We start from the raw sequence: 24804 nt of genomic DNA, 5'->3' as shown, positions 1-24804 counted from the left end.
TTATCCTCTAATAATTGTATCTTCTCTCTCTGGTGATGTTGAAACTATACCTACTTTAACACCAGTTAACTCTTCTATTTTATTAATATATTTTTTCGCATTTTCTGGAAGTGCATCAAATTCTCTACAACCAACTACACTATCCCAACCTTCAAACTCTTCATAGATAGGTTTTACATTATCTAAGTCTGATGGCATATAATCAATTCTTTTTCCATCTACATCGTATGCAACACAAATTTTAATTCTTGGGAAACCATCTAATACATCAAGTTTCATTAAAGATAATTGGTCACAACCATTAAGTCTTGCAGCATGTTTTACAGCAATTGCATCAAACCAACCGCATCTTCTACCTCTACCTGTTGTAACTCCAACCTCTTTTCCAATATCAGCAATTTTTTGCCCCTCTTCTGTAAAATCTTCAGAAGGAAAAGGACCATTACCAACTCTTGTAGTATATGCTTTTACAATACCTGTAACAATACCAATATCTTTTGGAGAGATCCCTAAACCAGTACAAGCTCCAGCACTTACACATGATGAAGAAGTAACATAAGGATATGTACCATGATCAATATCTAAAAGTGTACCTTGCGCACCCTCTAATAATATTTTTTTATCATTATCAATTGCATCCCAAATCATATTTGTAGTGTTTGCAATATATGGCTCTAACTTCTCTTTATATGAAGTTAATAATTTTACCAATTCATCTTTATTTGGTGTTTCAATCTCTAATACATCAAATATTGCTTTACTTTGTTCAAAATATTCAATTATACCAACTGCTAATTTTGCAGGTTCTAATAATTCTCCTACTCTAAATCCTGTTCTGCTTATTTTCTCAGAATATGCTGGCCCAATACCTTTTCCAGTTGTACCAATAGCTTTATCGCCTTTTAGTCTCTCTTTTGCTTGGTCAATTAAAGCATGATAAGGTAGATTTAAATGTGCTTTATCAGAAATAAATAATCTTCCTTCTAAATCATTAAATTGTTCCATCTCTTTTATAATTGCTTCAGGAGAAAGAACTACCCCATTTCCTATAATATTTATTGCTTTTGGATTTAATACTCCAGAAGGAATTAGATGTAGTGCATATCTTACACCATCAACCCAGATAGTGTGACCTGCATTGTGTCCACCTTGGCTTCTACAAACTACATCATAATTTTGGGCAAGCATGTCAACCATCTTACCTTTTCCTTCATCTCCCCATTGAATACCAACAATTAAATCAGCTTTACTCATTCCCTAATCCTCTAAAATTTTTAATAAACTGTCTGTATATAGTGCAAAACCTAAAGAACTGATCCCCTCAGAACTATATTTTCCACCTTTGCATAAAACATAATTATCTTGAATTACTCTATAATATACATCATCATAATATTTTAAACTTCCGTGATATAACGGAGCTATTACTAAGTTTTTATATGAAACCTCTTTTGCTGTTTTTAACAGCTTTTCAAGTTCATTCTTGATAACTTTTGGCGCAGTTTTTATACTATTTTCTAAATCTTCTATATCTTTTACTTTTATAAGTTCATTTAACCAATCAACTTTTAAACTTAAAAGTTTTGCTATTTCACCATTTTTGAAAAGTTCAATATCTATATCCAACTCTTTTGATACAAGTTTTGGAATATTGATATTTGATAGTTGTAAAATAGGATTAATATCTAAATCTACTAAGATATCTCCTGTTAGATTTAATATATCAACTATATTGTCATGACAAATCCATTCACAACCTATTTGATAATCTTCTGATGATGGATATGTAAAGATTGGTTGAACATAAAACCATTTTTTATGGTCAGTTGCTCTTCCTAATCTTTTTGTAATGATTCTTACCACATCCAGCGTTGAATCAGCTCGCAATGATACTTGCTCATTTTTCTCATCAGAAAACTTTATTAGTTTTCTTTCATTTGCAATTGATTGATGTTGCGAATAAGAGAAGTTTGGTGTAACAATCTCTTCAAAACCTCTATTGTCTAAAAGAGTACTGATTTTATATTCAAGTTCTCTTTTTGCTTTAGCGGCTTTACCAAAATATAATCTACTACCTTTTGGTATTTCGTGTTCAAATATCATTAGTTACCTTTAAACATATTCTCTAAAAGAACTTTGCTAGCTGTACCATCAAAAGTTCTTAAACCTAATTCATCCATTGCTAGTTCAACTGCGTTTACAACCCATGAAGCTTCAAAATCTTCAACAAGTCCCATATGGTTTATTCTAAAAATTAATGTTTTAATATGGTCTTGTCCACCTGCAATATTTACATTATACTTTGTTTTTAATATTTTTCTAATTGCTGGTGCATGTTCAGTATATACAGTTGTCATTGCATTAGCAGGAGTTTTTGGATAAATTTCACATCCAATTGCTTTTAAAGCTTCTCTTGTAGCTTTTGCTCTTTTTTCAGTATCTGCATATAACTTATCAAAACCACCATTCTCTTTGATATGAGCTAAAATCTCTTTTAATCCAATAATCAAAGTAGTTGCTGCAGTCCACGCTGTAGTATTTGTTTTTTGTTTTTTTATTTCTGTTGCTAAATTAAAATAAAAACCTCTTGATTTCTCTTCTATTTTTGCTACAGCTTTATTTGATAATCCAATTATTGCTAAACCTGGTGGTAGCATTAAAGCTTTTTGACTTCCAGTGATTACCGCATCTAAATTTGTTACATCAATCTTTTCTACACCAATTGCTGTAATTCCATCTGCAACTATCATAATATCTGGGTTAATCTCTTTAACAGCTTTTGCCATCTCTTCAACTGGGTGTCTTAAACCTCCAGCACTTTCACAAAGCTGAATAAAAATTGCATCAATATCTTTATCATTTTTTATTGTTTCTACTACTTCTTCTACACTAACTGGAGTGTTCCATTCATTTTTTATTTCTGTATAATCTATATCAAAAGCCTTACAGATTTTTCCAAATCTGTCACCAAATTTCCCTGAATTGATTGTAAGCGCTTTTTTATGAGTTAAGTTTGTAACACAAGCTTCCATAGCACCTGAACCACTAGATGCAAGCATTACTACCTCATCCATTCCATATAATTCAAATAATAGTTCTCTTGTTTCTTCAAATATTTTTTCAAACTCTGGCGTTCTATGGTGAATAGTCACATCAGCCATAGCTTTTCTAACAAACTCTGGTACAGGAGTTGGTCCTGGTGTTAAAAGCATTTTCATATCCTCTAATTATAAATTCTCTATTTACAGTAAAGCGTGATATTTTATCTAAAAGAAAATTACGAAGAGGTTAAGTATAAATTTACAATCTTTTATAAAGATTCTTTAATAATATTTGACAAAATAAATAATTATTGTTATAATTCTCTATATTTTATTACTTTAGAATATAAGTAATAGATAAAAACTATTATAAAAGGACGCCCAATGGCAAAAGAATTAAAAGAAAAAAAAGTTGCTAAAATAGCTAAAAAAGCTGCTGCTAAAGTTGCTAAGAAAAAAGATGTAAAAAAAGTTGCTAAAAAAGTTACTAAAAAAGTTGTTAAATTAAAACTTACAAAACCTAAAAAAGCAAAAGCTGCTGCTAAAAAAATAGCAAAAAAAGCTGCTTAATTTCTCTTTGACAGCAGATTTTTCTGCTGTCGCTATTAAAATATTCCCTTATTTCTAATTCATCTAAACAAATTTCAAAAAATTTTTAAATTTATCTAAACACCTAAAAATCGAACTTTTTCAAATAAATATAGTACTAACTAGTAATAAATTTATTTTTACCCCTTGACATTTACTACTAATTAGTACTATAATTTCATCCAAGGAGTTAAAGATGGAAAGAAAAAGTTTAATTAGTTATGGTAAAAAAACAGATATATCTATGAAAACTTGGGTACAAGTTTCAAAGACATATAATAAATTTTTTACTCAAGAACTTAAATATTTTTCTGAACATGAATTAACTTTTAATCAATTTAAGGTTTTGGAAGTACTTTACCATAGAGGTGATTTAAGTATTGGTTCTATTACTAAGTTAACTCTTAGTACACCAGGAAATATCACTGTAGTGGTAAAAAATTTAAAAAGAGACGGTTGGATTACATCAGTTGTAAATCCTGAAGATAAAAGAGCAAGTATTTTATCTATTACTCAAAAGGGTAAAGATAAAATGAAAGCAATTTTCCCTCAACATGCACAAAATATATTTGATTATATGGGTGTTTTAGAGGAAGATGAGCTTGAAACTCTTTATAATTTGTTGAGAAAAGTTTATAAAGCATAAGCTTTTTTTTAATCACATAGTACTAACTAGTAATTTAAACAAAAGGAAAAAAAATGAAATTAATTAAAGTAGGATTAGCATCAATTATCGCAGCAGGTGCATTATATGCAGGAACTTATAACGTAGACCCTGCACACTCAAATGTTGGATTCAAGGTTAAACACCTTATGATCTCAAATGTAAGAGGAAATTTTGAAAAATTTGCTGGTTCTTTTGTATATGATGAAAAAACAGGAGCAATAAAATCAGTAACAGGTACAGCAGAAGTTGATTCTATTAACACAGATAATGAAAAAAGAGATGGTCACTTAAAATCAGCTGATTTCTTTGATGCTGCAAACCACCCAAAATTAACTTTAAAAATTGAAAAAGTTGAAGGTGAAAAAGCTTATGGTAAATTAACTATGAGAGGTGTTACAAAAGATGTTGTATTTGAAATTGAAAAAACTGGTGAAGCAGTAGATCCATGGGGAAATAAAAGAGTTGCTTTAGAGATTGAAGGTGAAGTAAATAGAAAAGATTTCGGTCTTAACTGGAATAAAGCACTTGAAGCTGGTGGAGTAATGGTTAGTGAAGAAGTAAACATTAATCTAGAAATCCAAGGTATTTTAGAAAAATAAGGAAAAACGATGTTACCAAGTATATATGTATCTCACGGCTCACCTATGTTGATGATCATGAATAATAATACAACTGAATTTTTAAAAGAGTTGTCAACTAAATATGAAAAGCCTGAATTTATCTTGGTAATATCTGCTCACTGGGTGACAAATAATTTGAAGATTTTATACGAAGAGTCACCCTCTTTGATTTATGACTTCTATAATTTTCCAGAAGAATTATATAGATTAACTTATCCTGCAAATAGTGATTTACAAAAAGCAGATGAGATAATTAACCTTCTAAACAATGAAGGTTTTGAAGTAGAAAAAGATTATTCTAGAGGTGGTTATGACCATGGTGTATGGTCACCACTTAGATTTATGTATCCCAAAGCAGATATACCTGTAATACAGCTATCTTTGCCATATACTTTTAACCAGTATCAATTATTTAAATTGGGTGAAGCATTACAAAGTTTAAGAAAAAATACATTAATTATTGCAAGTGGTGCAATGACTCATAACTTAAGAGATATTGATTGGGTAGAAGATAGTAAACATATAAAAGATTATGCAAAAGGTTTCCATGACTGGGTTGTTGAAAATGTAAAAGAAGCAGATTATAATACTTTACTTGATATAGAATCAAAAAGTAAATATTTTAGACAAAACCACCCTACTCCTGAACATTTTTTACCATTTTATGTAACACTTGGAAGCTCAAAAGACAAAATAGGAGAAAGCCTACATGACACATATATGTATGGCAATCAATCAATGGATTCAATAATATTTAAAGGGTAAATAATGATATTAATATTTGTTGCAAGTTTAAATGAAAATGTAAAATTAGCTCAAAAGCTACAAACTCAATTAAATGATAAAAATTTAAATAGTGAAATAATAAACTTGGTAGACTTAGATTTACCAATGTATGATACAAATAAAGAGCAAAATGATGGTATTCCTCAAAAAGCTTTAGATTTAAGTGAAAAAATGAAAACTGCTTCAGGATATATTTTTGTTTCACCTGAATATAACTTTGGTGTTCCTCCTGTGTTAGTAAATATGATATCTTGGGTATCAAGAATTGGAGATGATTTTAGAGCTTTATTTTCTTTTAAAAAAATACAATTAGCTACTCACTCAGGAAGTAATGGAATTGATTTAATGAACTCACTTAGAGCCCAATTTACAAGACTAGGTTCAATTGTAATACCAAGAGAGATTGTAACATCATACACTAATCCTCTAAGAGAAGATAGCTCAAATAGAATATTAGATCAATTTTCAAGTCTAATCAAAGAATAAGTTATGTTAAAAAAACTACCAAAAGAGAATATGGGAGGTTCCAACCTAGGTTGGTTAAGAAGTAGATTTCATTTCTCTTTTGCTGAATACTATAATCCCCAAAATATGAATTTTGGTGTGTTAAGAGTTATAAATGATGATTTAATAGAACCAAACTCTGGATTTAATACTCACCCTCATTCAAATATGGAGATTATCTCATATGTTATAGATGGTGAGATTACACATAAAGATTCTATGGGAAATGAAGAAACACTAAAAAGAGGTGAAGTTCAATACTTAAGTGCTGGAGATGGTATATATCACAGTGAACATAATCTTCACAATTCAAAAATATTAAGACTTTTACAAATATGGATTTTACCACCCAAAAATGGTTTACCAAAACTTTATGGTTCACATAAGTTTAAAGAAGAAGAAAGAAAAAACAACTTATTAAATATTGTATCTTCTACAAATGGTGAAGCAAAAGTAAAAATACATCAAGATATAAATATGTATGTTAGTGAACTTGATAAAAATAAAGAACTAGAATATGATATAAAAACTAACAGACAAATCTATTTTGTATTAATTGAGGGTAAAGCAAATATAAATGATATTATTTTAGACTATGGGGATGCACTTGAGATTACAGAAGAGAAATCTATAAAAATTGAAGCTTTAGAAAATTCACATTTTCTTTTTATTGAAATGGCTAGTTAAAAGGTTTGAGTTTAAATAAACTCAACACCTTTTTCACCTTGTGCTATTTCTCCAATAACATATCCATCAGTATTAGCTAATACACTGTCAACATTTTTTGGATTTACAACAAGCACCATTCCTACACCCATATTAAATGTTCTATACATCTCTTCAACTTCTACAAATTGAGACATAAATTCAAAAATAGGTAATACTTGAATTTTACTTCTATCAACTACAGCTTTTAAATTGTCAGGTAATACTCTTGGAAGGTTTTCAGTAATTCCTCCACCTGTAATATGTGCTAAAGCATTGATATTTTCTTTATTCGCTTTGAACTCTTTTACATAAATTCTAGTTGGCTCTAAAAGTATATCTTTTAATGGTTTTCCATCAAATTCATCTTCTAAAGTCATACCTAATTTTTCTAAAAGAAGTTTTCTTACTAAAGAGAAACCATTTGAATGTACACCTGAAGATGGTAAAGCGATTAACACATCACCACTTTCAATTTTTTCAATTCTATTTAATTCAGATTTTTCTGCAATACCTACACAAAAACCAGCTAAATCGAAATCACCCTCTTTGTACATACCTGGCATCTCAGCAGTTTCACCACCAACTAATGCACATTCACTTCTTATACAACCCTCAGCAATACCTTTTACAACATCTGTTGCTTCATCTACTTCAAGTTTTGCAGTTGCATAATAATCTAAGAAAAATAGTGGCTCACCAAAATTACATAACAAGTCATTTGTACACATAGCAACTAAGTCAATCCCTACTGTGTCAAATTTTTTAGAATCAATTGCTAATTTTAGTTTTGTTCCAACACCGTCTGTTCCAGAAAGAAGTACAGGTTCTTTGTATCCTGTTGGTAGCTCAAAAGCTCCAGCGAAAGATCCAATTCCACCTAAAACACCTGGTATCATAGTTGATTTTACATGTGGTTTAATATTTTCTACAAACTGATTTCCAGCATCTATATCTACACCTGCATCTTTGTAACTTACAGTTGACATTACGTTCCTTATTGTTAATTAGAGTAATATATTCAAAGCATCTTAAGATTGCTTAGTTAATATATCCTTGCAATTTAAAAAATTTGTGGTATTATATCGAAATTTTTATAAAATAAGGACTTGAATAAGATGAAAGAAAATCAAGCTTTTAATGAAATGATGGTACATACGCCATTGTGTACACATAAAGAAGCACAAAATGTTTCAATAGTAGGAACAATTAACGAAGGTATAAAAAAAGAGGCTTCTAAACATACAGGAAATATTGAGTTTATAGATTTAGCAACTTTTAATGCAAAAAATGAAAAAGATGTAGATGTTGTGATTTTTACTGATGTAAATATCGATGAACTACTTTTAGCAAATATTCAAAGAGTTTTAAAAGATGATGGTATCATCACATTTGCAACTGAAAGTTATCATAAAGATGAAGAGAAACTAAAAGCTGATTTAAAATTGGTTGGGGAACAGTTCTGGATCGCTATGCCATTTAGATTTGGACACGATACAGCTATTTTAGCTTCTAAAAAATATCACCCTACAGCTGATATAATCTTACAAAGATCAGATTTATTAGTTGATTTAGAATATTATTCTACAGAAATACACTCAGCTTCATTTGTATTTCCAGCTGCTCAACACAAAGCTCTTACTGGTATAGCTAAGAGATAATCCCTAAAAATATCTTAATAATAAAAAATAAATCATTATTTTAGTAAAATAAATACTATGAGTAATGATTTATTTAAATATGCAATTGCACTTACAGGTGGAATTGCTACAGGAAAAAGTACAGTTTGTAATCTTTTAAAGCTTCATGGCTTTTTAACAATTGATGCTGATAAAATAGCCCATAAACTTCTTGATCAAAATAGTGGGAAAATAGCTTCAATGTTTGGAGATGAGTATGTTGAAAACGGTAAAGTTCTTAGAAAAAAACTAGGAAAAATCATATTTTCAAATGAAGAAAACAAATTAAAACTAGAGGCACTTCTTCACCCATTAATAAAAGAGGAGATTGTAAAAGAATCAAGAGTATTTGAAAGTCAAGGGAAACCTTACTTTATAGATATTCCTTTGTTTTTTGAGAAAATGCAATATCCAATCTCTAAATCTTTGGTTGTGTATACTCCAAAAGAGTTGCAAGTTCAAAGATTGATGCAAAGGGATAATATAGATGAAGAGGAAGCAAAAATCAAAATGTCCAATCAAATGGATATAGAAAAGAAAAAAGAGTTAGCTAATTTAGTTATTGATAACTCTTCAAATTTAAAAAATTTGCAAAATGAAGTAGAAAGAATTATTAAGGAGATTTTATGACCTATGCAAAATACTCTGCAAGTGGAAATGACTTTGTTATATTTCACTCTTTTGTAGAGAAAGATTTTACACAAGATGCCATAAGACTATGTAATAGAACAGAAGGTATTGGAGCAGACGGTTTAGTTGCCCTACTTCCTTGTGAAGATGCAGATTTTAAATGGAAATTTTATAACAGTGATGGAAGTGATGCCGCAATGTGTGGAAATGCCACAAGAGCAGTTGCACACTATGCATACAACAATAACTTAGCAGCTTCAAAAATGAAATTTTTAACTGAAGCAGGAATCATAGAGTCTGAAGTTACACAAAATGTGGTAAAAACACAAATGACTGAGCCTAAAGTTATAAAAGAAGAGTTTGAACAAGAGGGTTTCACTTGGTATTTAATAGATACGGGAGTTCCTCACTTAGTTACATTTGTAGATGATTTAGAACAATATAACCATGATTTATGTGCAAAAATGAGATATGAACACAATGCAAATGTAAACTTTGCAAAAGTAGAAGATGGAAAAATCTATGTAAGAACTTACGAAAGAGGTGTTGAGGGAGAAACTTTAGCTTGTGGAACTGGTATGGTTGCTTGTTTTTTAAGAGCAAACCAATTAAACCTAGTGGAAGATTTAGCCCTTGTTTATCCAAAAAGTAAAGAAGAGTTAACAGTTTCAATTGTTGATAATAAAATATTTTTTAAAGGGGCAGTAAAAAAAGTGTTTACTGCTACATTCGATTAACATGAATTTTTTATCAAAAATTTTATTAGTTCTTGTTTTTTTTAGTGTAAGTTATGCTCAATCTGGTTTTCCAGATGAGTATTATAAAATGTCTTCAAAAAAAGCAAAAGATTTCTTTTTTGAATATTTTGAAAAAAGAATAGAGATTGAAAATATAAAGATACTAGCGGATAGACTTTTTATTAAATCTTTAGAAAAATCTCCTTTGCCAATAAAAGGCTCTTTAGAGTACGAAAAACTAGAATTTCTACAAAAAAGATATAAAATCCAAGATATATTTGATTATCCTAAATATATAAAAAGAATAGATATTGTTCCCCCTTCTATGGCTTTAGCTCAGGCAGCTACCGAGAGTGGTTGGGGGAAAAGTAGATTCTTCAAACAAGCAAATAATATATTCGGTCACTGGACTTATAATCCTAAAATTGGAATGGTACCTTTAGATAGACCAGAAGGAAAACGACACTTAGTAAGAGTTTTCGCTACTTTAGAAGACTCAATTGCAGCATATATGTTAAACCTAAACCGTACATCTGCATATAAAAACTTTAGAACACTTAGAGAAAATATGAGAAATAGTAAAATATTTATCAATGGTTTATCTTTGAGTGCTACAATGACAAAATATTCAGGTATTGGTCATGACTATGTAAAAATTTTACAGTCAATAATTACAAAAAATAAATTAATAGAATACGATATTAAATTTTTTGAAAAAATAAAAAATCTAGATTAACAAAAGGAAAAAAATGAAATTTACTGCGCCGCTTAAATCTGATTCGATTAAGATTATGCTTCTTGGAAGTGGAGAATTAGGTAAAGAAGTAATAATTGAAGCACAAAGATTAGGAATTGAAACTATTGCTGTGGATTCTTATAATAATGCTCCAGCTCAATTAGTTGCAAATAAAGCTTATACAATAAATATGAAAAATAAAAATGAAGTTTTAGATGTAATCAGAAGAGAAAAACCAACATATATTTTGCCTGAAGTTGAAGCAATCAATATTCAAGCACTATTTGATGCCGAAGAGGAAGGTTTTCATGTAATCCCAAATGCAGAAGCTGTAAATAAAACTATGAACAGAAAAAACATCAGAGAGTTTGCTGCTGAAAGATTAAACCTACCAACAAGTAACTATAAGTTTGTAACTACATTTGAAGCTTTAGAAGATGCTGCAAAAGAGATTGGATTTCCTTGTGTGATTAAACCTGTAATGAGTTCATCAGGTCATGGTCAAAGTATTGCAAGAAATGCTGGGGATCTAATGGACTCTTGGGAGTTAGCAAAAGAAGCTAGAGGAGATGCAAGTGAGTTAATAGTTGAAGAGTTTATCACTTTTGATTATGAGATCACTATGTTAACTGCAAGAAATGAGAACCAAACAGTTTTCTGTGAACCTATTGGACATATCCAAAAAAATGGTGACTATGTATTCTCATGGCAACCAATGGAAATGAGTGAAACAGCTAAAACAAAAGCACAAGAGATAGCTAAGACAATTACCGATGGTTTAGGTGGTAGAGGTATTTTTGGAGTTGAACTATTTATTAAAGGCGATGAAGTTTATTTTAGTGAAGTAAGTCCAAGACCACATGATACAGGAATGGTTACTATGATTACTCAAAGTCAAAGTGAATTTGCACTTCATGTTAGAGCTGTATTAGGTCTGCCATTAGATTATATTGATTATGGTTGTGGAGCAAGTGCAGCATATAAAGCTGAAAATGATACTTTTACTCCAGTTATTGATATAGAAGATTCTGCTTTTACAGAAAATAGTTATGTAAGAGTATTTAGTAAACCTCAATCACATGAAGGAAGAAGAATGGCTGTAGCTCTTGTATTTGATAAAGATTCAAGTAAGACTGCATTAGATAAGTCAAGAGAGATTATCTCAAAATTTACTGATTGTTAATTATGAAAAAAAGTTTTATTCTTTCGGTTTTAATAATATCTTTATTTGGTGGGTGTTTTTCATTCTCTTCATTAAACCCTTTTTCTGACTCAAAGGATGATGAAAACAGGGTTAAAATAGAGATTCCAGATGAAGCTCCCATTTGGCTAAAAGAACAAAAAGAAAAAAACAATATTGTTGCTCTTGGTGCTACAAAAAATGTAAACCAAGAGCAACCAAAACTATCAAAACAAAAAGCTTTGATAAGTGCCGGACACAATCTTAGTAGAAAAGTTTATATAAAAACTATGAAAATACTAAAAAACTATTTAGAAAAAGTTCCAAGTAAAGTTTTTGAAAAAGATTTGAGAAAAGAAGCTGAACAAATAGCACTAAAATCTTTAGACAAAGCTAAGATTATAGGTTTTTGGGAAAACAATAAAAAACAACTTTTTACACTAATAAAACTAGATACCTCAACACTTGCCGAAGATATTCAACTAAGTAGTAAAAAACTTTTTAATGTTGATTATCATTTATATGAAAATATTTTATCAAATAGAGCAAAAGCCCAAATCATGAGGCAATTGGAAGAATAGATGCTAATAAAAAGTGAAAAAAATCTTTTAGATTTTATTAAATATTCTCCTGTAGTTATTATTATCTTAATTGCATTGTTAGTTAACGCATTAATCTATTATCAAAATTTAAAAAACTTTGAAAAAGATATGGAAATATATGAAAAAAACTATATAGATACAAATAAAGAGATTGCAAAACTACATGTTGAAAAAGTTTTTTCACTCATAAAAGAAAAAAAAGATGCCTTAGAGACACAAGTAAAAGAAGACCTAAAAAATAGGGTAAATGAGGCATACGCTGTAATTGAAAATATTTATAAGAAAAATCCCAATCTAAATAGACAAGCTCTCTTAACACAAATAAAAGAAGCCTTACGTCCAATCAGATTTAATGAGGGTAGAAGCTATTTTTATATAAATGACTTATATGGAAGTATTATTCTACATCCAATTAATCCTGACTTTGAAAATACAAATATATATGAGAGAAGAAAAAGTGAAACAATAAACACTATTATAAATTCACTTGAAAAATTAAAAACTGAGAATGAAACCTTTACCAACCTCTTTTGGTATAAGCCAAATGAAACTAAAATAAAATATGAAAAGATTACATTTAATAAAGTTTTTAGACCTTTAAATATAGTAATAGGAACAGGAGAATATCTAAATAATATTACAAATAATGTGAAAAAAGAGATCTTACAATATATTCAAAATATCACCTATGGAGAAAATGGTTATGTTCTAGTTTTTGATTATGATGGATATCAATTAGCCCACATAAAAAAAGAATATGTAGGAAAAAATAGGATTGGTCTTACAGATTCAAATGGAATTAAAATTACCCAATCAATAATAGCTAAAGCAAAAGAGGGAAAAGGTTTTATCTCATACGAAGGAACAATAATGCCCTCAACAGGTAAACCTTCTGAAAAAATCACCTATGTAAGAGGTCTTCAAAATTGGGAATGGGCTATAGCTTCAGGGTTTTACACAAAAGATATGATGAATTATTTAGAAAAAAAAGAGATAGAATTAAAAAAGATAAATAATAAATCTTTTGAAAAAATTCTTTTAATAAGTATAATTTTATCAATAGTTCTAATACTACTTGCAACATATGTATCAAATAGACTAAGAATATTTTTTAGTAATTATAGAAAAAGAATCCAAAAAGAGATTCAAGCAAATAGAAAAAAAGATGAGATGTTATATCAACAGTCAAAAATGGCATCAATGGGTGAAATGATTGGTAATATCGCCCACCAATGGAGACAACCACTAAATCTTATAAGTACAGCGGCAAGTGGAATAAAGCTTGAGGATGAACTAAATATACTAACAAAAGAATCACAAACAAACTCTTTGAATTCTATTTTAAAAGCAACCCAATATTTATCTAAAACGATTGATGACTTTAGAGAGTTTTTCAATCCAAATAAAAAACAATCTCTAGTTTCAACAAAATCAATATTTGAAAGAACAACTGATCTTATAAATGTAAGAATAAAAAACCACCCTATCCATATAGTACCAAAAGTAGAAGACTTTGTAATCTACACCTATGAAAATGAACTTAATCAAGCCTTGATAAATATCTTAAATAACGCAATAGATGCATTAAGCCCACTTAATGATAGAAAAAGAACAATCTTCTTTACAATCAAACACTTTAACAAAACAAAAAACCCAAAAAGATTAAACCACTTTAAAATAGATGAAACAAAAGAATACCTACTAATAGAGATAAAAGATAACGCAAATGGGATAAAAGAAGAGATAAAAGATAAAATCTTCGATGCCTACTTCACAACAAAACACCAAGCACAAGGAACAGGTATAGGCCTATACATGACCTACCAAATCATAACAAACCACCTAGATGGACATATCCACGTAGATAATACAAGTACACCTTTTGGAAATGAAAGTTTCAAAGGAGCTAAGTTTACTATTCTTTTACCTATAAAAGATGTATAGAGGAATAATATATCAAATAAATAGTATAATTATGTATTATGGAAAATATAAAAGAGATACAAAATAAATGTAAAGACTTATCAATCCTTTATGTAGAAGATAATGAAAAAGTAAGACTGCAAACTTCAAAAGTTTTAAATATTTATTTTCACAAGATTTTTCTTGCTTCAAATGGAAAAGAGGCTATTGATATTTTTAACAATGAAAAAATTGATATTATATTTACAGATGTAAATATGCCCAAAATGGATGGAATATCAATGATTGAGCTTATTAGAAAAAAAGATATAAATATTCCCATTGTCATTTTCTCTGCTTACGATAATACCGAATACCTTTTAAAAACTATAGAATTTGGAATTGATGGATATATTTTAAAACCTTTTAAACTAGACCAAATACAAAGTGTTATCGAAAAGATAATAAAAAAATTAGCAACTGTTTCAGTACAATGTAGCAACACAAAACTAATTGATAACTTTATATGGGATAATAATACTTATACTTTATATAAAGATTCAAAACACATAAAACTTACAAAAAATGAAACAAAACTTTTTAAACTTTTAAGTTCTTCAAGAAATATTCTTTGCTCAAGTGAAGATATTGAGATAGAACTATTTGATGATAATTACAATGATAACAAACGTGTTAGAGGCTTAATTTCTAGACTTCATAAAAAACTTGGCACTCACCTAATAAAATCTAAATATGGTGAGGGTTATGAATTAAACTTGGAAGAATAATGAAAAATAAAGAAAAATGGTTTGAACATATATTTAACAATAGTGGTGTGGGTATTTTAATTGTTGATAAAAATAGAACCATTTTAGAAGTGAATAAAACATTTTGCGATATTGTTGGATATAGCTATGAAGAGTTGATTAACAAACACGCCAGAGTATTACATATATCAGATGAATCTTCTAAAAAATTTGGTGAGATTGCATTTAATACAGTATTAGAAAATAATACCTTAGACCTAGAATATAAATTTCGACATAGAGACGGTTCTTCTATATGGATAAAAATCACAGGAGATGTGATTAAAGATAAGCAAGAGGTGTTATGGATTATTACTAATATTAACAAAAGAGTTATGTTTCAAGAAGAATTAGCAAAACTCAATGATACTCTTAATAGTAAAATAGATTCTCAAATAAAAATATTAAGAGAAAAAGATAGACAATTACAATACCAAGGAAGACTAGCACAAATGGGTGAGATGTTAAATATGATTTCCCACCAATGGAGACAACCATTAATGTCAATATCTGCAACTACAAGTTTTCTTCAAGCAAAATTATTAATAGAAGAATTTAATCAAGAAGAGTTCTTAAATGAACTACACCTAATAGATGATTCAGCAGAACATCTATCTAATACAATCAATGACTTTAGAAACTTTTTTAAACTTGATAAACAAAAAGTAATAACAAGTCTTGAAGATATTGTAGAAAACACATTAAAAATAGTAAAACCTATTCTTTTAAATAATCAAATAAATTTAATAATTGATTTTAAATCACATGATAATATATATACTTTAGAAAATGAATTACGTCAAGTTGTGTTAAATATCCTTAAAAATGCAGAAGATGCCTTTATTGAAAATAATATTAAAAATAGAACTATTCAAATAAAAACTTATAGTAAAAACGATTTTGCCTATTTAGATATAAGTGATAATGCAGGGGGAATAAAAGAAGAAAATTTGAATAAAATCTTTAATACTTATTTTACAACAAAATCATCTACAAATGGTACAGGTCTTGGTTTGTGTATGTCTAAAACTATTATAGAAGACAACTGTAAAGGATACTTAACAGCAATAAATAACAAAAATAATGGTGCAACATTTTCAATAAAACTTCCAATAAAAAAATAGACAATTAATAGACAATTTAAAGCTCTTTTTTAATATTTAATTCTACATTTTATAGACACTCTTTTTTTATAATTAAATTAGAAATAGATTTATAACAAAGGAGGATGTCATGCAAGATAAACTTTTTCTAGAAGAGAGAAAACTTGAAAAAAGATGGAATGGCCCTTGGCCACTTATTCTTAACACAGTTTTTGTCTTATTTTTGTTTTATGTGACTTGGTGGATCTTCCAGGATCCTAGAGGTTTAATGAGAATGTATACACCTTATGTAGGTTATATGTGGTGTAGATGGCTTCTTGTTATAATGATTTGGATTGCTTATATCTTTGACTTTTGGCCATTTAACAAACAATGGTTAAAAAACACTAACCCTTTATTAAAAGGGGTGATTTTTACAGTCTTAACTGTTTTCATTTTTGCTATTGTATTAGAAGTTTTCTTCCAAACAATATTAGGAGATTATGCTATTGCATATTTTAGTCCTGAAAAACTTGAAGAGTTAGGAATTGTAGCATTTTATGCCGAAGAGTATTCTGCACAAGCTATATTGATGTTTGCGGCTATTGCTTCTTGGCTTAGTCCTGCTTGGGTTGTTGCAGCAGAGGGTTCTCCTTGGGAAAACATGAAACAACCTGTTAAAGGTTTTACAATCTTAATGTTTACATTTTTACTTAGTATGATTGTATACTTTGTAGCTTTTCACTCACATATGGCAATTTTATTTGATCCTTGGCAACAATTTACAGCAATTACACCACCTTGGTGGGAAGCATTTGCTGATACAGTTCATGGTAACTTTAATATTGCTTGGATTATGTGTTGTACCGTTATTGTTTGGATGTATGAAACAATATGGGAGAGATACCCTTTCTCTTTAATTAAAACTGCTTGGATTAGAAGAATAACTTCATTTTTTGGAATTATTATAATTGCAATGGCTGTTAGCTTTTTCTTATATTTTGTTCAAGAGTTAATATGGGGAGAAGCGATTAGAGGAACAAGAAGATTGATGTCACCAGATTGGAGATGGTTACATGTTGGTGAAATGGCAATTTTTTGGTTAGTTCCTGCTTTGTATATTCACTTTTATATGCAAGACTGCGTTACTAAATACTCTAAACCAATAAATGTGTTACTTAGAAATATCATTACAATAGTTGCAGCTGTAGCTATATATTATGTATATTATAAAACTTCACATTTATTTTTAGGAACTCAAAAAGGGTTCTCACATCCACAACAATTCCCAATGATTCCAATGATTTGGTTAATTAACATTATGCTTATAAACCACTGGTTTATGGATAACTGGCCAGGATGGAGACTTTCATCTGAAACTGTCACTGAGTGTAGAAAAGTTGATAAAGAGGAAATTAAAATAACTCCTAGATTTAACTTAGGTTTAGTAGTAGGAACAGTTGTTGGTGTTTCAGCATATTTTATCATTGTTTATACTTTACCTGTAATGGGTGAATTATTGACGATATTTAAATAAAGGAGGATAAAATGAAAACTACAAATGAATCTAGAAGGGACTTTATAAAAGGTTCAGCAACTGGTTTAGGTTTAGGTGCACTTGCAGCCATGGGTCTTTTCTCTTATTCTCCTATGAGAGAGATTTTTCTTCCTGATTTGGAGAGAAAAATGACCGACTTTGGTAGTATTAAAAGTGTGAAAGTGACTAACATAAGTGAAACAAGTTGGTTTGATAATGCAACTTTGATGGGTGATATTAAAGGTGCAGGTGGATTACTAGTTAATCAATATGATTTTAACTGGCCACCATTTGGAGATGGAACAGGTTTAGCAAAAGGAAGTTATGATAAAGGGATAGCAAAAATCAAACATCTACTTCCTGAAAAACTTGATGAAGCTTGGGATATTATAAAAACCAACTCTGTAAGTCCAGATAATGCCGGTGGATTTGCTGCATTAATTGATGTAGAAAGAGTAGATGGCACAAGAAAAAAATATCTTTTGGATGTTGGATGGTCATATAAATGGATGGATGAATCTTTTAAAAGAGAAGGTATTGATAAAATGTTGGAAAGTGGTGAAATAGATACTTTGATAATTTCCCATGAACATTTTGACCACTTTTGGGGATTCCCTGTTGCTATGAAATATAACCCTAACTTAAAAGTAATAATACCAGAAGGGTTTTACAAAGAGGGCTTACAATATATAAAAGATTCAGGACATAAAGGCGAACTTGAAGTTATAAAACCAGGTCTTCATGAGTTAGAACCAGGTCTTGCAACTTATGTTTTTGATGTACCAATTATTTGTAGAGTATTTGGTGAGCAATCAATATTTGCAAATGTAAAAGATAAAGGTCTTGTTAGTATAACAGGGTGTTGTCACCAAGGTATTATCAAATTTGCAAACACTGCATACAAAGAATTGAAATATGACAATGACAAAATGTACGGTATTTATGGAGGATTACATATTTCACCTTTTGATGATTGGGATCCTAAATATGATGACTTGGTTATCTCTTTAAATAAATGGAATTTTGAGAAAATAGGATGTAACCACTGTACAGGGTTATTAACAGCAGAGAAATTTATACGTGCAGGTTATCCAATTGTACAAGGTACTGCACAATATAAATCTAAAAGTAAAGCCTACTTAGGTAATGGAGATGTGATTACTTTTGGATAAGTAATCACATCCAATAAAAGGAGTCAACAATGAAATTAGAAGATTTTTATCCATTAACTTTCAATGGTACACAAAAAGATTTTAACTCACTAATGAGAACACTTTTGATTAAAGCAAATTATGATCCTATATTAAAAAAAATCACAGGATATAAAGGTATGCATCAATACAATGATTCTCAAGAGTGTTGGACACTAAAGTTTGACTCTAAAAAGGGAATATATGGCTTAATTCAAAGTGAATCTATAGAAAAAGAAAATAGTTATGAATCAACTTTTGATATATATTATTTCCCTTCACCAAATGAGAAAGAATTACAAAACTCTTCTTTAATAGAAGAATATATAGTAAACTGTGAGCAATTTATTGAAAAAGTAAAAGGGTTTTCTTCTTTCCTTGAAATGTATTTAAATTTTAAAATTGGAAAACTTATATTAAACATATCCAAAAATAAAAACAATATAGAAATCAAATATAAAGTTCTAAATAGAATCAAAACATATACAAAAGATGGGATTGAAGATATTAATAACTTAACAAATAACAAATATATTATATTGCCCAATAACATAGATAAAAACTTTCCGTCTTTTAAATTCATATTACCTTTTTTCAATTTTTTCAACACTTTGCTCACACGAATTATAAAAAAAGCCCCAAGTAGTTTTGAAATAAAAAAAACTAAAGTTAATGCTGTCATTTATGACAAAGAAGGTATTCAAAGTAAAAAAGAAGATACAAATGTCACTAAACTAGAATTCTCAATTGATTATAATGATAATAAAAATCTAAAAATAGATAAAAACAATTCAATACTTCATAAACTTTTGTTATCAGGGACTTGGAGTAAATTAGATTTGGATTTAAAAAACTTTATAAACAAACAAACTAACTCTTTAAAACCAAAACTAATAGTTGTAACAGGTTTTCTAGGATCAGGAAAAACAAATTTCTTACAAAACTTTATTGAGTTTGAAAATCAAAACTCCAGATTTATTGGAATTATTCAAAATGAAATAGGTAAAACTGGCTTAGATGGTAAACTTTTAGATTATGATTATAATATGGTAGAGATAGATGAAGGGTGTGTTTGTTGTTCCATGGCAGGTCAATTAAGAAGTGCTATTACTATCCTGCTAGATAAAAAAGTACCTGACACTATAATTTTAGAAACAACAGGAGTTGCAAACCCTTTTAACCTTTTAAGTGAAATAGATGAATTAGGTGATTTAATAGAATTTGATTCTATCATCACAATAGTTGATGCAAAAAGTTATGAAAAACTAATCTCAACTTACTTAGTATTTAAAGATCAAATTAGAGCTGCAGATGTGATACTATTAAACAAAATTGATTTACTAGAAAAAGAAGAACTTGAAAAAATTGAAAATAAAATTCGTCTACAAAATAGATGTGCTGCCATAATAAAAACTCTAAATTGCAATATAAACCCAAATGAAGTAACCAATCAAGCCCAATTAACTAACAGTACAAATCATATCTCAACAGAGTTTAATGAAGAAACAACAATATTTAGAACCCATTTAGAGGATAATATTTCAAGTATAAAAAAACTTGTAGATAAAAAATTAAATAGAAAAGAGTTCGAAGAATCATTAAAAAATATTCCAAAAAATATTTTAAGAGTAAAAGGAATAGTAGAGTTTGAAGACTTAAACTCGCAATATATAGTTCAATATGTAGATGGCTTTTACGATATTAAAGAGATAGAAGATGATAAAAGAAAAGAAAATTTTTTAATCTTTATAGGAGAAAAAATCCAAGACTATGAGGAACTAGTGGCATAAAGAAAAGAGGTTTATGATAACCTTGGAGCAATATTAATAATAGCCCTATTTTATAATACTGAATTGTCATATTCGTCTTTATTTTTTGCTTTTTTGGCAATAGTTATTTTGATTTTGCTAAACTATTTCCATGTAAAAAAACTAGGTTTTTATCTTTTTGTTTGAATCTTCTTATGGTTTTTTATTTTAAACTCAGGAATACACGCGACACTTGCTGGGATAATCATAGCTTTTACTGCTCCTCTAAAAAGTACAACAATACAAAACAAAAATACATCTCCTTCAAAAATATTAGAACACCATAGTAGATTTTGGGTAAATTACTATATTTTACCTTTGTTTGTTTTTTTAAATACAGGAATAGATTTAAGTGAACTAAGCTTCAAAAACCTAATAACAAATTTATCACTAGGGATAATATTTGGTCTTTTTGTAGGAAAACAACTAGGCGTATTTTTATTTACATATATTTGTATAAAACTAAAAATATCAAAAATCCCAACTCTATCAAACTGGATGCACATATATGGAGTAGCAATATTAACAGGAGTAGGATTTACTATGTGCATATTTGTAGATACCTTAGCTTTTGAAGGATACACTTATATATTAAATTTTAATAAAGTTGCTATTTTAATAGGTTCAATACTATCGGCTGTTATTGGGTTTATAATCTTGAAAAAATCTAGTATTAAAAGTGATGGGTAAGTTATAAATATATTTATTAAGTCTTAATTCAACTACTGATTTCATATTAATAGAAAAAGATTTTAATAACTAATGGCACGCCTGGTAGGATTCGAACCCACAACCACCGGGGCCGAAACTTTATTTTATATAATATTCAATAAAATGTAAAAAATTAAATATCCACTAAAGCACCATAGAATAGGGCTTTTAAGATTTTAACAAAATTCAATTAAATCTAAAAAATTCAATTAAATCTATTGTCAGGTTGGAAATAGGTTGGAAAGATTATGATATAATATCCTCATGAATAAAAGAATAAAGACTTCTAAAACTGGCGTATATTATAGAGAATCTATTTCAAATGGTAAACCAGATAAAACTTATTATATCACATATAAAGATTTAAATAACAAGACAAAAGAAATTAAACTAGGTAAATTTTCAGAAGGTATTAGAGAAAACTATTGCTATCAGAAAAGAAATGAAATCATTACAAAAATAAGACTAGGTGAAGAGCCACCGGCTGCAGCAAAGAATAAAAAAGCTAAAAAAGTACTATTAGATGATATTCAAGAAAAATATTTTAAAACGAGAAAAGAAGGGAAAAGCAAAGATAGTGATTATTCTACGTTTAAAAAACATCTTAAGCCTTTTTTTTATGAAAAAGATCTTGAAAGTATTACAAAAGAAGATATCAGAAAACTTCAAACAAAAATTAAAGAGTCAAAAAACCAAAGACGATTGCCTCTATCAGATAAAACTGTTCACAATATACTAACAATTCTTAAATCGATTACTAGTTTTGCAATTAAGGAAGAGCTATTAAAAAACAATTATATAAAGTATATTGAACTTGAATCAATTAGAAACACTAGAGATCGATATTTGACGTTAGAAGAAATAAAAGAATTGTATAAATACCTAGAAGATAATCCAAGACTTTTTTTATTTACAAAAATTGCCTTAACAACAGGAGCAAGGTTAGCTTCAATTCTATATATTTCTAAAAAAGATATAGACTTTAGTAATCAGCGTATTACTTTATATGATTTGAAAAAAGATCAAGAAGGGAGAATCTCATATAAAAGTTTTTTAACAGATGAACTTACTATTTTACTTGATAAATGGTGTAAAAATCTAAACTTTAATGACAAAATATTCTCTGATAGACCAACAACAATTCAAAGACAGATGTTAGATATTCTAAATAAACTATTCAATCAAGATTTAGATAAAGAAGACAGAAAGAATAGAGCTGTAGTTCATACTCTTAGGCATACTTTTGCATCTCATCTTGCTATTAATGGAACTCCTATTTTTACGATACAAAAACTTATGAACCATAGTGATATAAAAATGACCCTTAGGTATGCTAAGTTATCTCCTGATAGCGGGAAAGATGCAATAAGCAATTTAAACTTTTAAAATAATTCCTAGTATATTATACTAGGAATTATTTAACTATTTGGAAGGGTTATTACCTCTTCCTTTTCCAGATGGTTTTCCTGTTGTACTAGGCCCATTAAAAGGTCTTGGTTTTGACATGATTTATCCCTTAAATAAAAATTTTACTACTTTTAATCAAAAAAGAGTATAAAAAATTATATATTATCTTTAAAAATAAAAATTACTCTAATAGTGAAACTTTATATTTTCACTTTTTACAAAATCATTCATTTTATCTTGCATACTATCATTTATATTCAAAGCATCTATTTTATTTTCAAAAAAAGAATATATATTCTTTATCAAATCATCCATATTAATAGTAATTTCATTGTCTAATTCTCCAAATATTTTTTCAAAACTTATACAATATTTTTTTTGTAGCCGATCTATTTCCTCAAAGGACTTATCTTTAAAAAGAGAACTTAACTCTTCTCGAAAGAAAGAATACCTTTTAATAAATCTATTCTCTATATCTACATTTATCTTATATGAGTCTTTTATATATAACAATCCCCTTGCTATTAAAAGTAATAAAAAACTTGCAAACCTTTCTTCCTTAGGATAATTTTCAAATAAAGCAACTGATAAAACTAACAATTTGAAAAACCCTGGCAATTTCCCTTTTTTCCAAGTTGAAATATCTTTTTCAAACGTAGATCCAAAGCTTTCATCTTCTTTCATTTCTTTAATAGCTGTTTTATATCCTCTCTTTTTTATATCTCTTAGTAGATTATTATGAATTAAAGAAAGTTCTCTTGCTATTCCATATGTATTTTTATTCTTTTTGATTTTTAATTGCTCTATATAGTGCATTAAAGATTTGGTTTTTATAGTCTCATCAAATAATTTAACATCAATCTTTATAGTTTTCATATGTTCTACTATATATGCTATTTGAAATGAGATTAAATCAATGATAGTATTATTATCACATACATTAAAAATCTGACAGAACTTAAAACTAAAAGATAAATTATTCAGTTCTTTAACATAAAAAAGATTGTTTTTTTGATTATTTAAAAGATTTTCAAAAAGTAAATAGAATGTATTTGGTTCATTATATAAAATTTGAATAAAAGTTCTATCTGAAATTTTTTCTTTATTCAAAAATTTAAAAAAATTTCTTTTTATAGATTCTCTCCATGAACTTTTAATCCTAAAAACATCTTCATCTGTATATATTCGCCTATTACCTACAATTCCCCAGATATTCCAAAACTCTTTGTTAAAATCTTCTAGCACTATTACAAACCACCTAATTATTCTATTTTCAGTATATAGTCAAATAGATTTAAATTATACTAAATTATATTCCATAATAACTAAAATTATATAATATTATTAATAAACACTAATATATACCCTGGATTTAATCTTCTGAAGCTGTAGAAATTTGGCCTGATTAATACACCAAACTTCCAAAATAATACCCTTGGAATAAATCACTTACACTTTAGCTAATACTTTTACATGCTCATATCAGCGAGGTTTCATAGTGGGTAATGCGATACTGTATATTTTTCATATCATTATAGTTATAAGTTATATCAATGATTTGTAGGTCAATGTAAAGTTATATAACTAGACTTAGAAAAAATACCTCAAGTTTGGTTGAGAATCTAGTATCAAACACTACGCCATATCTGCATGTAGTCCATCTTTTTAGCTTCAATTGTTTCCTCTCTCACTACGTCCGCAATGCACCTTTCAAAGGTTTTAATCCAAATAGTTATGGAACATTTTCGGTCTCTTTTTCATTTGTTCACCAAATGGCGTTTATACAAGATACCTATAACTAGAATTGGCCTTGTAGATGGCTACTTCATCAGACACAAGAGAATATGCCTATCTTTTAACAAGCAGTACTTAATTCTCAACAATTG

The 24804-nt window shown here is 28.6% G+C and carries 25 protein-coding genes and 1 pseudogene; 21 read left to right on the top strand and 5 right to left on the bottom strand.

From position 1 onward, the window contains the following. The 3 genes from ACKU3H_RS04680 to ACKU3H_RS04670 are packed head-to-tail and all read right to left on the bottom strand — an operon-like array spanning window position 1 to window position 3212. Window positions 1-1254 carry an adenylosuccinate synthase gene (locus ACKU3H_RS04680; protein WP_320035819.1) on the bottom strand — a complete coding sequence of 418 codons (1254 nt, stop codon included), beginning with the start codon at window positions 1252-1254 and terminating at the stop codon, window positions 1-3. Between the two features lie 3 nt (window positions 1255-1257). After that, complete coding sequence (locus ACKU3H_RS04675; protein ID WP_320035818.1) at window positions 1258-2103, bottom strand: ATP phosphoribosyltransferase regulatory subunit; 846 nt, start codon at window positions 2101-2103, stop codon at window positions 1258-1260. Further along, window positions 2103-3212: an alanine--glyoxylate aminotransferase family protein gene (locus tag ACKU3H_RS04670; protein WP_320035817.1), complete on the bottom strand. Its 1110-nt coding sequence runs from the start codon at window positions 3210-3212 to the stop codon at window positions 2103-2105. The genes ACKU3H_RS04675 and ACKU3H_RS04670 overlap by 1 nt, the downstream gene beginning before the upstream one ends. A 213-nt stretch (window positions 3213-3425) precedes the next feature. Between ACKU3H_RS04670 and ACKU3H_RS04665 the strand changes: the two genes are divergently transcribed. The 6 genes from ACKU3H_RS04665 (at window position 3426) to ACKU3H_RS04640 (ending at window position 6893) form a co-directional block, all read left to right on the top strand. Continuing rightward, window positions 3426-3611 carry a hypothetical protein gene (locus tag ACKU3H_RS04665; protein ID WP_320035816.1) on the top strand — a complete coding sequence of 62 codons (186 nt, stop codon included), beginning with the start codon at window positions 3426-3428 and terminating at the stop codon, window positions 3609-3611. A gap of 214 nt (window positions 3612-3825) precedes the next feature. Continuing rightward, window positions 3826-4275, top strand: coding sequence for a MarR family transcriptional regulator (locus ACKU3H_RS04660; protein WP_320035815.1), 450 nt, complete (start codon window positions 3826-3828; stop codon window positions 4273-4275). Between the two features lie 53 nt (window positions 4276-4328). Further along, window positions 4329-4895, top strand: a complete 567-nt coding sequence (locus tag ACKU3H_RS04655) for a YceI family protein (RefSeq protein WP_320035814.1) — start codon at window positions 4329-4331, stop codon at window positions 4893-4895. A gap of 9 nt (window positions 4896-4904) precedes the next feature. Next, complete coding sequence (locus tag ACKU3H_RS04650; protein WP_320035813.1) at window positions 4905-5681, top strand: class III extradiol ring-cleavage dioxygenase; 777 nt, start codon at window positions 4905-4907, stop codon at window positions 5679-5681. Window positions 5682-5684: 3 nt separating this feature from the next. Further along, window positions 5685-6188: an NAD(P)H-dependent oxidoreductase gene (locus tag ACKU3H_RS04645; protein ID WP_320035812.1), complete on the top strand. Its 504-nt coding sequence runs from the start codon at window positions 5685-5687 to the stop codon at window positions 6186-6188. 3 nt (window positions 6189-6191) lie between these two features. Continuing rightward, window positions 6192-6893 (top strand): pirin family protein, encoded by a 702-nt coding sequence (locus ACKU3H_RS04640; RefSeq protein WP_320035811.1) that lies wholly within the window; start codon window positions 6192-6194, stop codon window positions 6891-6893. A gap of 11 nt (window positions 6894-6904) precedes the next feature. Here the strand turns inward: ACKU3H_RS04640 and purM are convergent, their stop codons facing one another. Then, window positions 6905-7900 carry a phosphoribosylformylglycinamidine cyclo-ligase gene (gene purM / locus ACKU3H_RS04635; protein ID WP_320035810.1) on the bottom strand — a complete coding sequence of 332 codons (996 nt, stop codon included), beginning with the start codon at window positions 7898-7900 and terminating at the stop codon, window positions 6905-6907. A gap of 129 nt (window positions 7901-8029) precedes the next feature. Between purM and ACKU3H_RS04630 the strand changes: the two genes are divergently transcribed. The 15 genes and pseudogenes from ACKU3H_RS04630 to ACKU3H_RS04560 all read left to right on the top strand — a co-directional run bounded on the left by ACKU3H_RS04630 (window position 8030) and on the right by ACKU3H_RS04560 (window position 23069). Then, window positions 8030-8572 carry a spermidine synthase gene (locus ACKU3H_RS04630; protein WP_320035809.1) on the top strand — a complete coding sequence of 181 codons (543 nt, stop codon included), beginning with the start codon at window positions 8030-8032 and terminating at the stop codon, window positions 8570-8572. A 57-nt stretch (window positions 8573-8629) separates the two neighbouring features. After that, the gene (gene coaE / locus ACKU3H_RS04625) at window positions 8630-9220 is read left to right on the top strand and encodes a dephospho-CoA kinase (RefSeq protein ID WP_320035808.1); all 591 of its coding nucleotides are present in this window, start codon (window positions 8630-8632) and stop codon (window positions 9218-9220) included. Next, complete coding sequence (gene dapF, locus ACKU3H_RS04620) at window positions 9217-9957, top strand: diaminopimelate epimerase (RefSeq protein ID WP_320035807.1); 741 nt, start codon at window positions 9217-9219, stop codon at window positions 9955-9957. The genes coaE and dapF overlap by 4 nt, the downstream gene beginning before the upstream one ends. A 1-nt stretch (window position 9958) precedes the next feature. After that, window positions 9959-10693 (top strand): glucosaminidase domain-containing protein, encoded by a 735-nt coding sequence (locus ACKU3H_RS04615; RefSeq protein ID WP_320035806.1) that lies wholly within the window; start codon window positions 9959-9961, stop codon window positions 10691-10693. 13 nt (window positions 10694-10706) lie between these two features. Beyond that, window positions 10707-11876, top strand: coding sequence for a formate-dependent phosphoribosylglycinamide formyltransferase (purT, locus tag ACKU3H_RS04610; protein ID WP_320035805.1), 1170 nt, complete (start codon window positions 10707-10709; stop codon window positions 11874-11876). A 2-nt stretch (window positions 11877-11878) separates the two neighbouring features. Next, window positions 11879-12454 (top strand): hypothetical protein, encoded by a 576-nt coding sequence (locus tag ACKU3H_RS04605; RefSeq protein ID WP_320035804.1) that lies wholly within the window; start codon window positions 11879-11881, stop codon window positions 12452-12454. Continuing rightward, the gene (locus tag ACKU3H_RS04600) at window positions 12455-14419 is read left to right on the top strand and encodes a cache domain-containing protein (protein WP_320035803.1); all 1965 of its coding nucleotides are present in this window, start codon (window positions 12455-12457) and stop codon (window positions 14417-14419) included. Window positions 14420-14457: 38 nt separating this feature from the next. After that, entirely contained in the window at window positions 14458-15165 is a 708-nt protein-coding gene (locus tag ACKU3H_RS04595; protein ID WP_320035802.1) for a response regulator transcription factor, read from the top strand. Then, window positions 15165-16307: a PAS domain S-box protein gene (locus ACKU3H_RS04590; protein ID WP_320035801.1), complete on the top strand. Its 1143-nt coding sequence runs from the start codon at window positions 15165-15167 to the stop codon at window positions 16305-16307. The genes ACKU3H_RS04595 and ACKU3H_RS04590 overlap by 1 nt, the downstream gene beginning before the upstream one ends. Before the next feature lie 109 nt (window positions 16308-16416). Continuing rightward, a complete protein-coding gene (locus tag ACKU3H_RS04585) occupies window positions 16417-17802 on the top strand; it encodes a hypothetical protein (protein ID WP_320035800.1) in 1386 nt (461 codons plus the stop codon). 11 nt (window positions 17803-17813) lie between these two features. Then, window positions 17814-18974, top strand: a complete 1161-nt coding sequence (locus ACKU3H_RS04580) for an MBL fold metallo-hydrolase (protein WP_320035799.1) — start codon at window positions 17814-17816, stop codon at window positions 18972-18974. A gap of 29 nt (window positions 18975-19003) precedes the next feature. Further along, window positions 19004-20782 (top strand): GTP-binding protein, encoded by a 1779-nt coding sequence (locus ACKU3H_RS04575; RefSeq protein WP_320035798.1) that lies wholly within the window; start codon window positions 19004-19006, stop codon window positions 20780-20782. A gap of 63 nt (window positions 20783-20845) precedes the next feature. After that, a pseudogene (locus ACKU3H_RS04570) lies at window positions 20846-21490 on the top strand (Na+/H+ antiporter NhaA). A 285-nt stretch (window positions 21491-21775) separates the two neighbouring features. Further along, window positions 21776-22897, top strand: a complete 1122-nt coding sequence (locus ACKU3H_RS04565; RefSeq protein WP_320035797.1) for a site-specific integrase — start codon at window positions 21776-21778, stop codon at window positions 22895-22897. 40 nt (window positions 22898-22937) lie between these two features. Beyond that, entirely contained in the window at window positions 22938-23069 is a 132-nt protein-coding gene (locus ACKU3H_RS04560) for a hypothetical protein (protein ID WP_320035796.1), read from the top strand. Between the two features lie 35 nt (window positions 23070-23104). Here ACKU3H_RS04560 and ACKU3H_RS04555 read toward each other — a convergent pair whose 3' ends face one another. Then, window positions 23105-24163 (bottom strand): hypothetical protein, encoded by a 1059-nt coding sequence (locus tag ACKU3H_RS04555; RefSeq protein ID WP_320035795.1) that lies wholly within the window; start codon window positions 24161-24163, stop codon window positions 23105-23107. Window positions 24164-24804: the final 641 nt, after the last annotated feature.

This window comes from Halarcobacter sp. (assembly GCF_963675975.1).
GTDB lineage: Bacteria > Campylobacterota > Campylobacteria > Campylobacterales > Arcobacteraceae > Halarcobacter.
The sequence above is the reverse complement of the archived record's forward strand: the minus strand, read 5'-3'. Positions and strand labels throughout refer to the sequence as shown.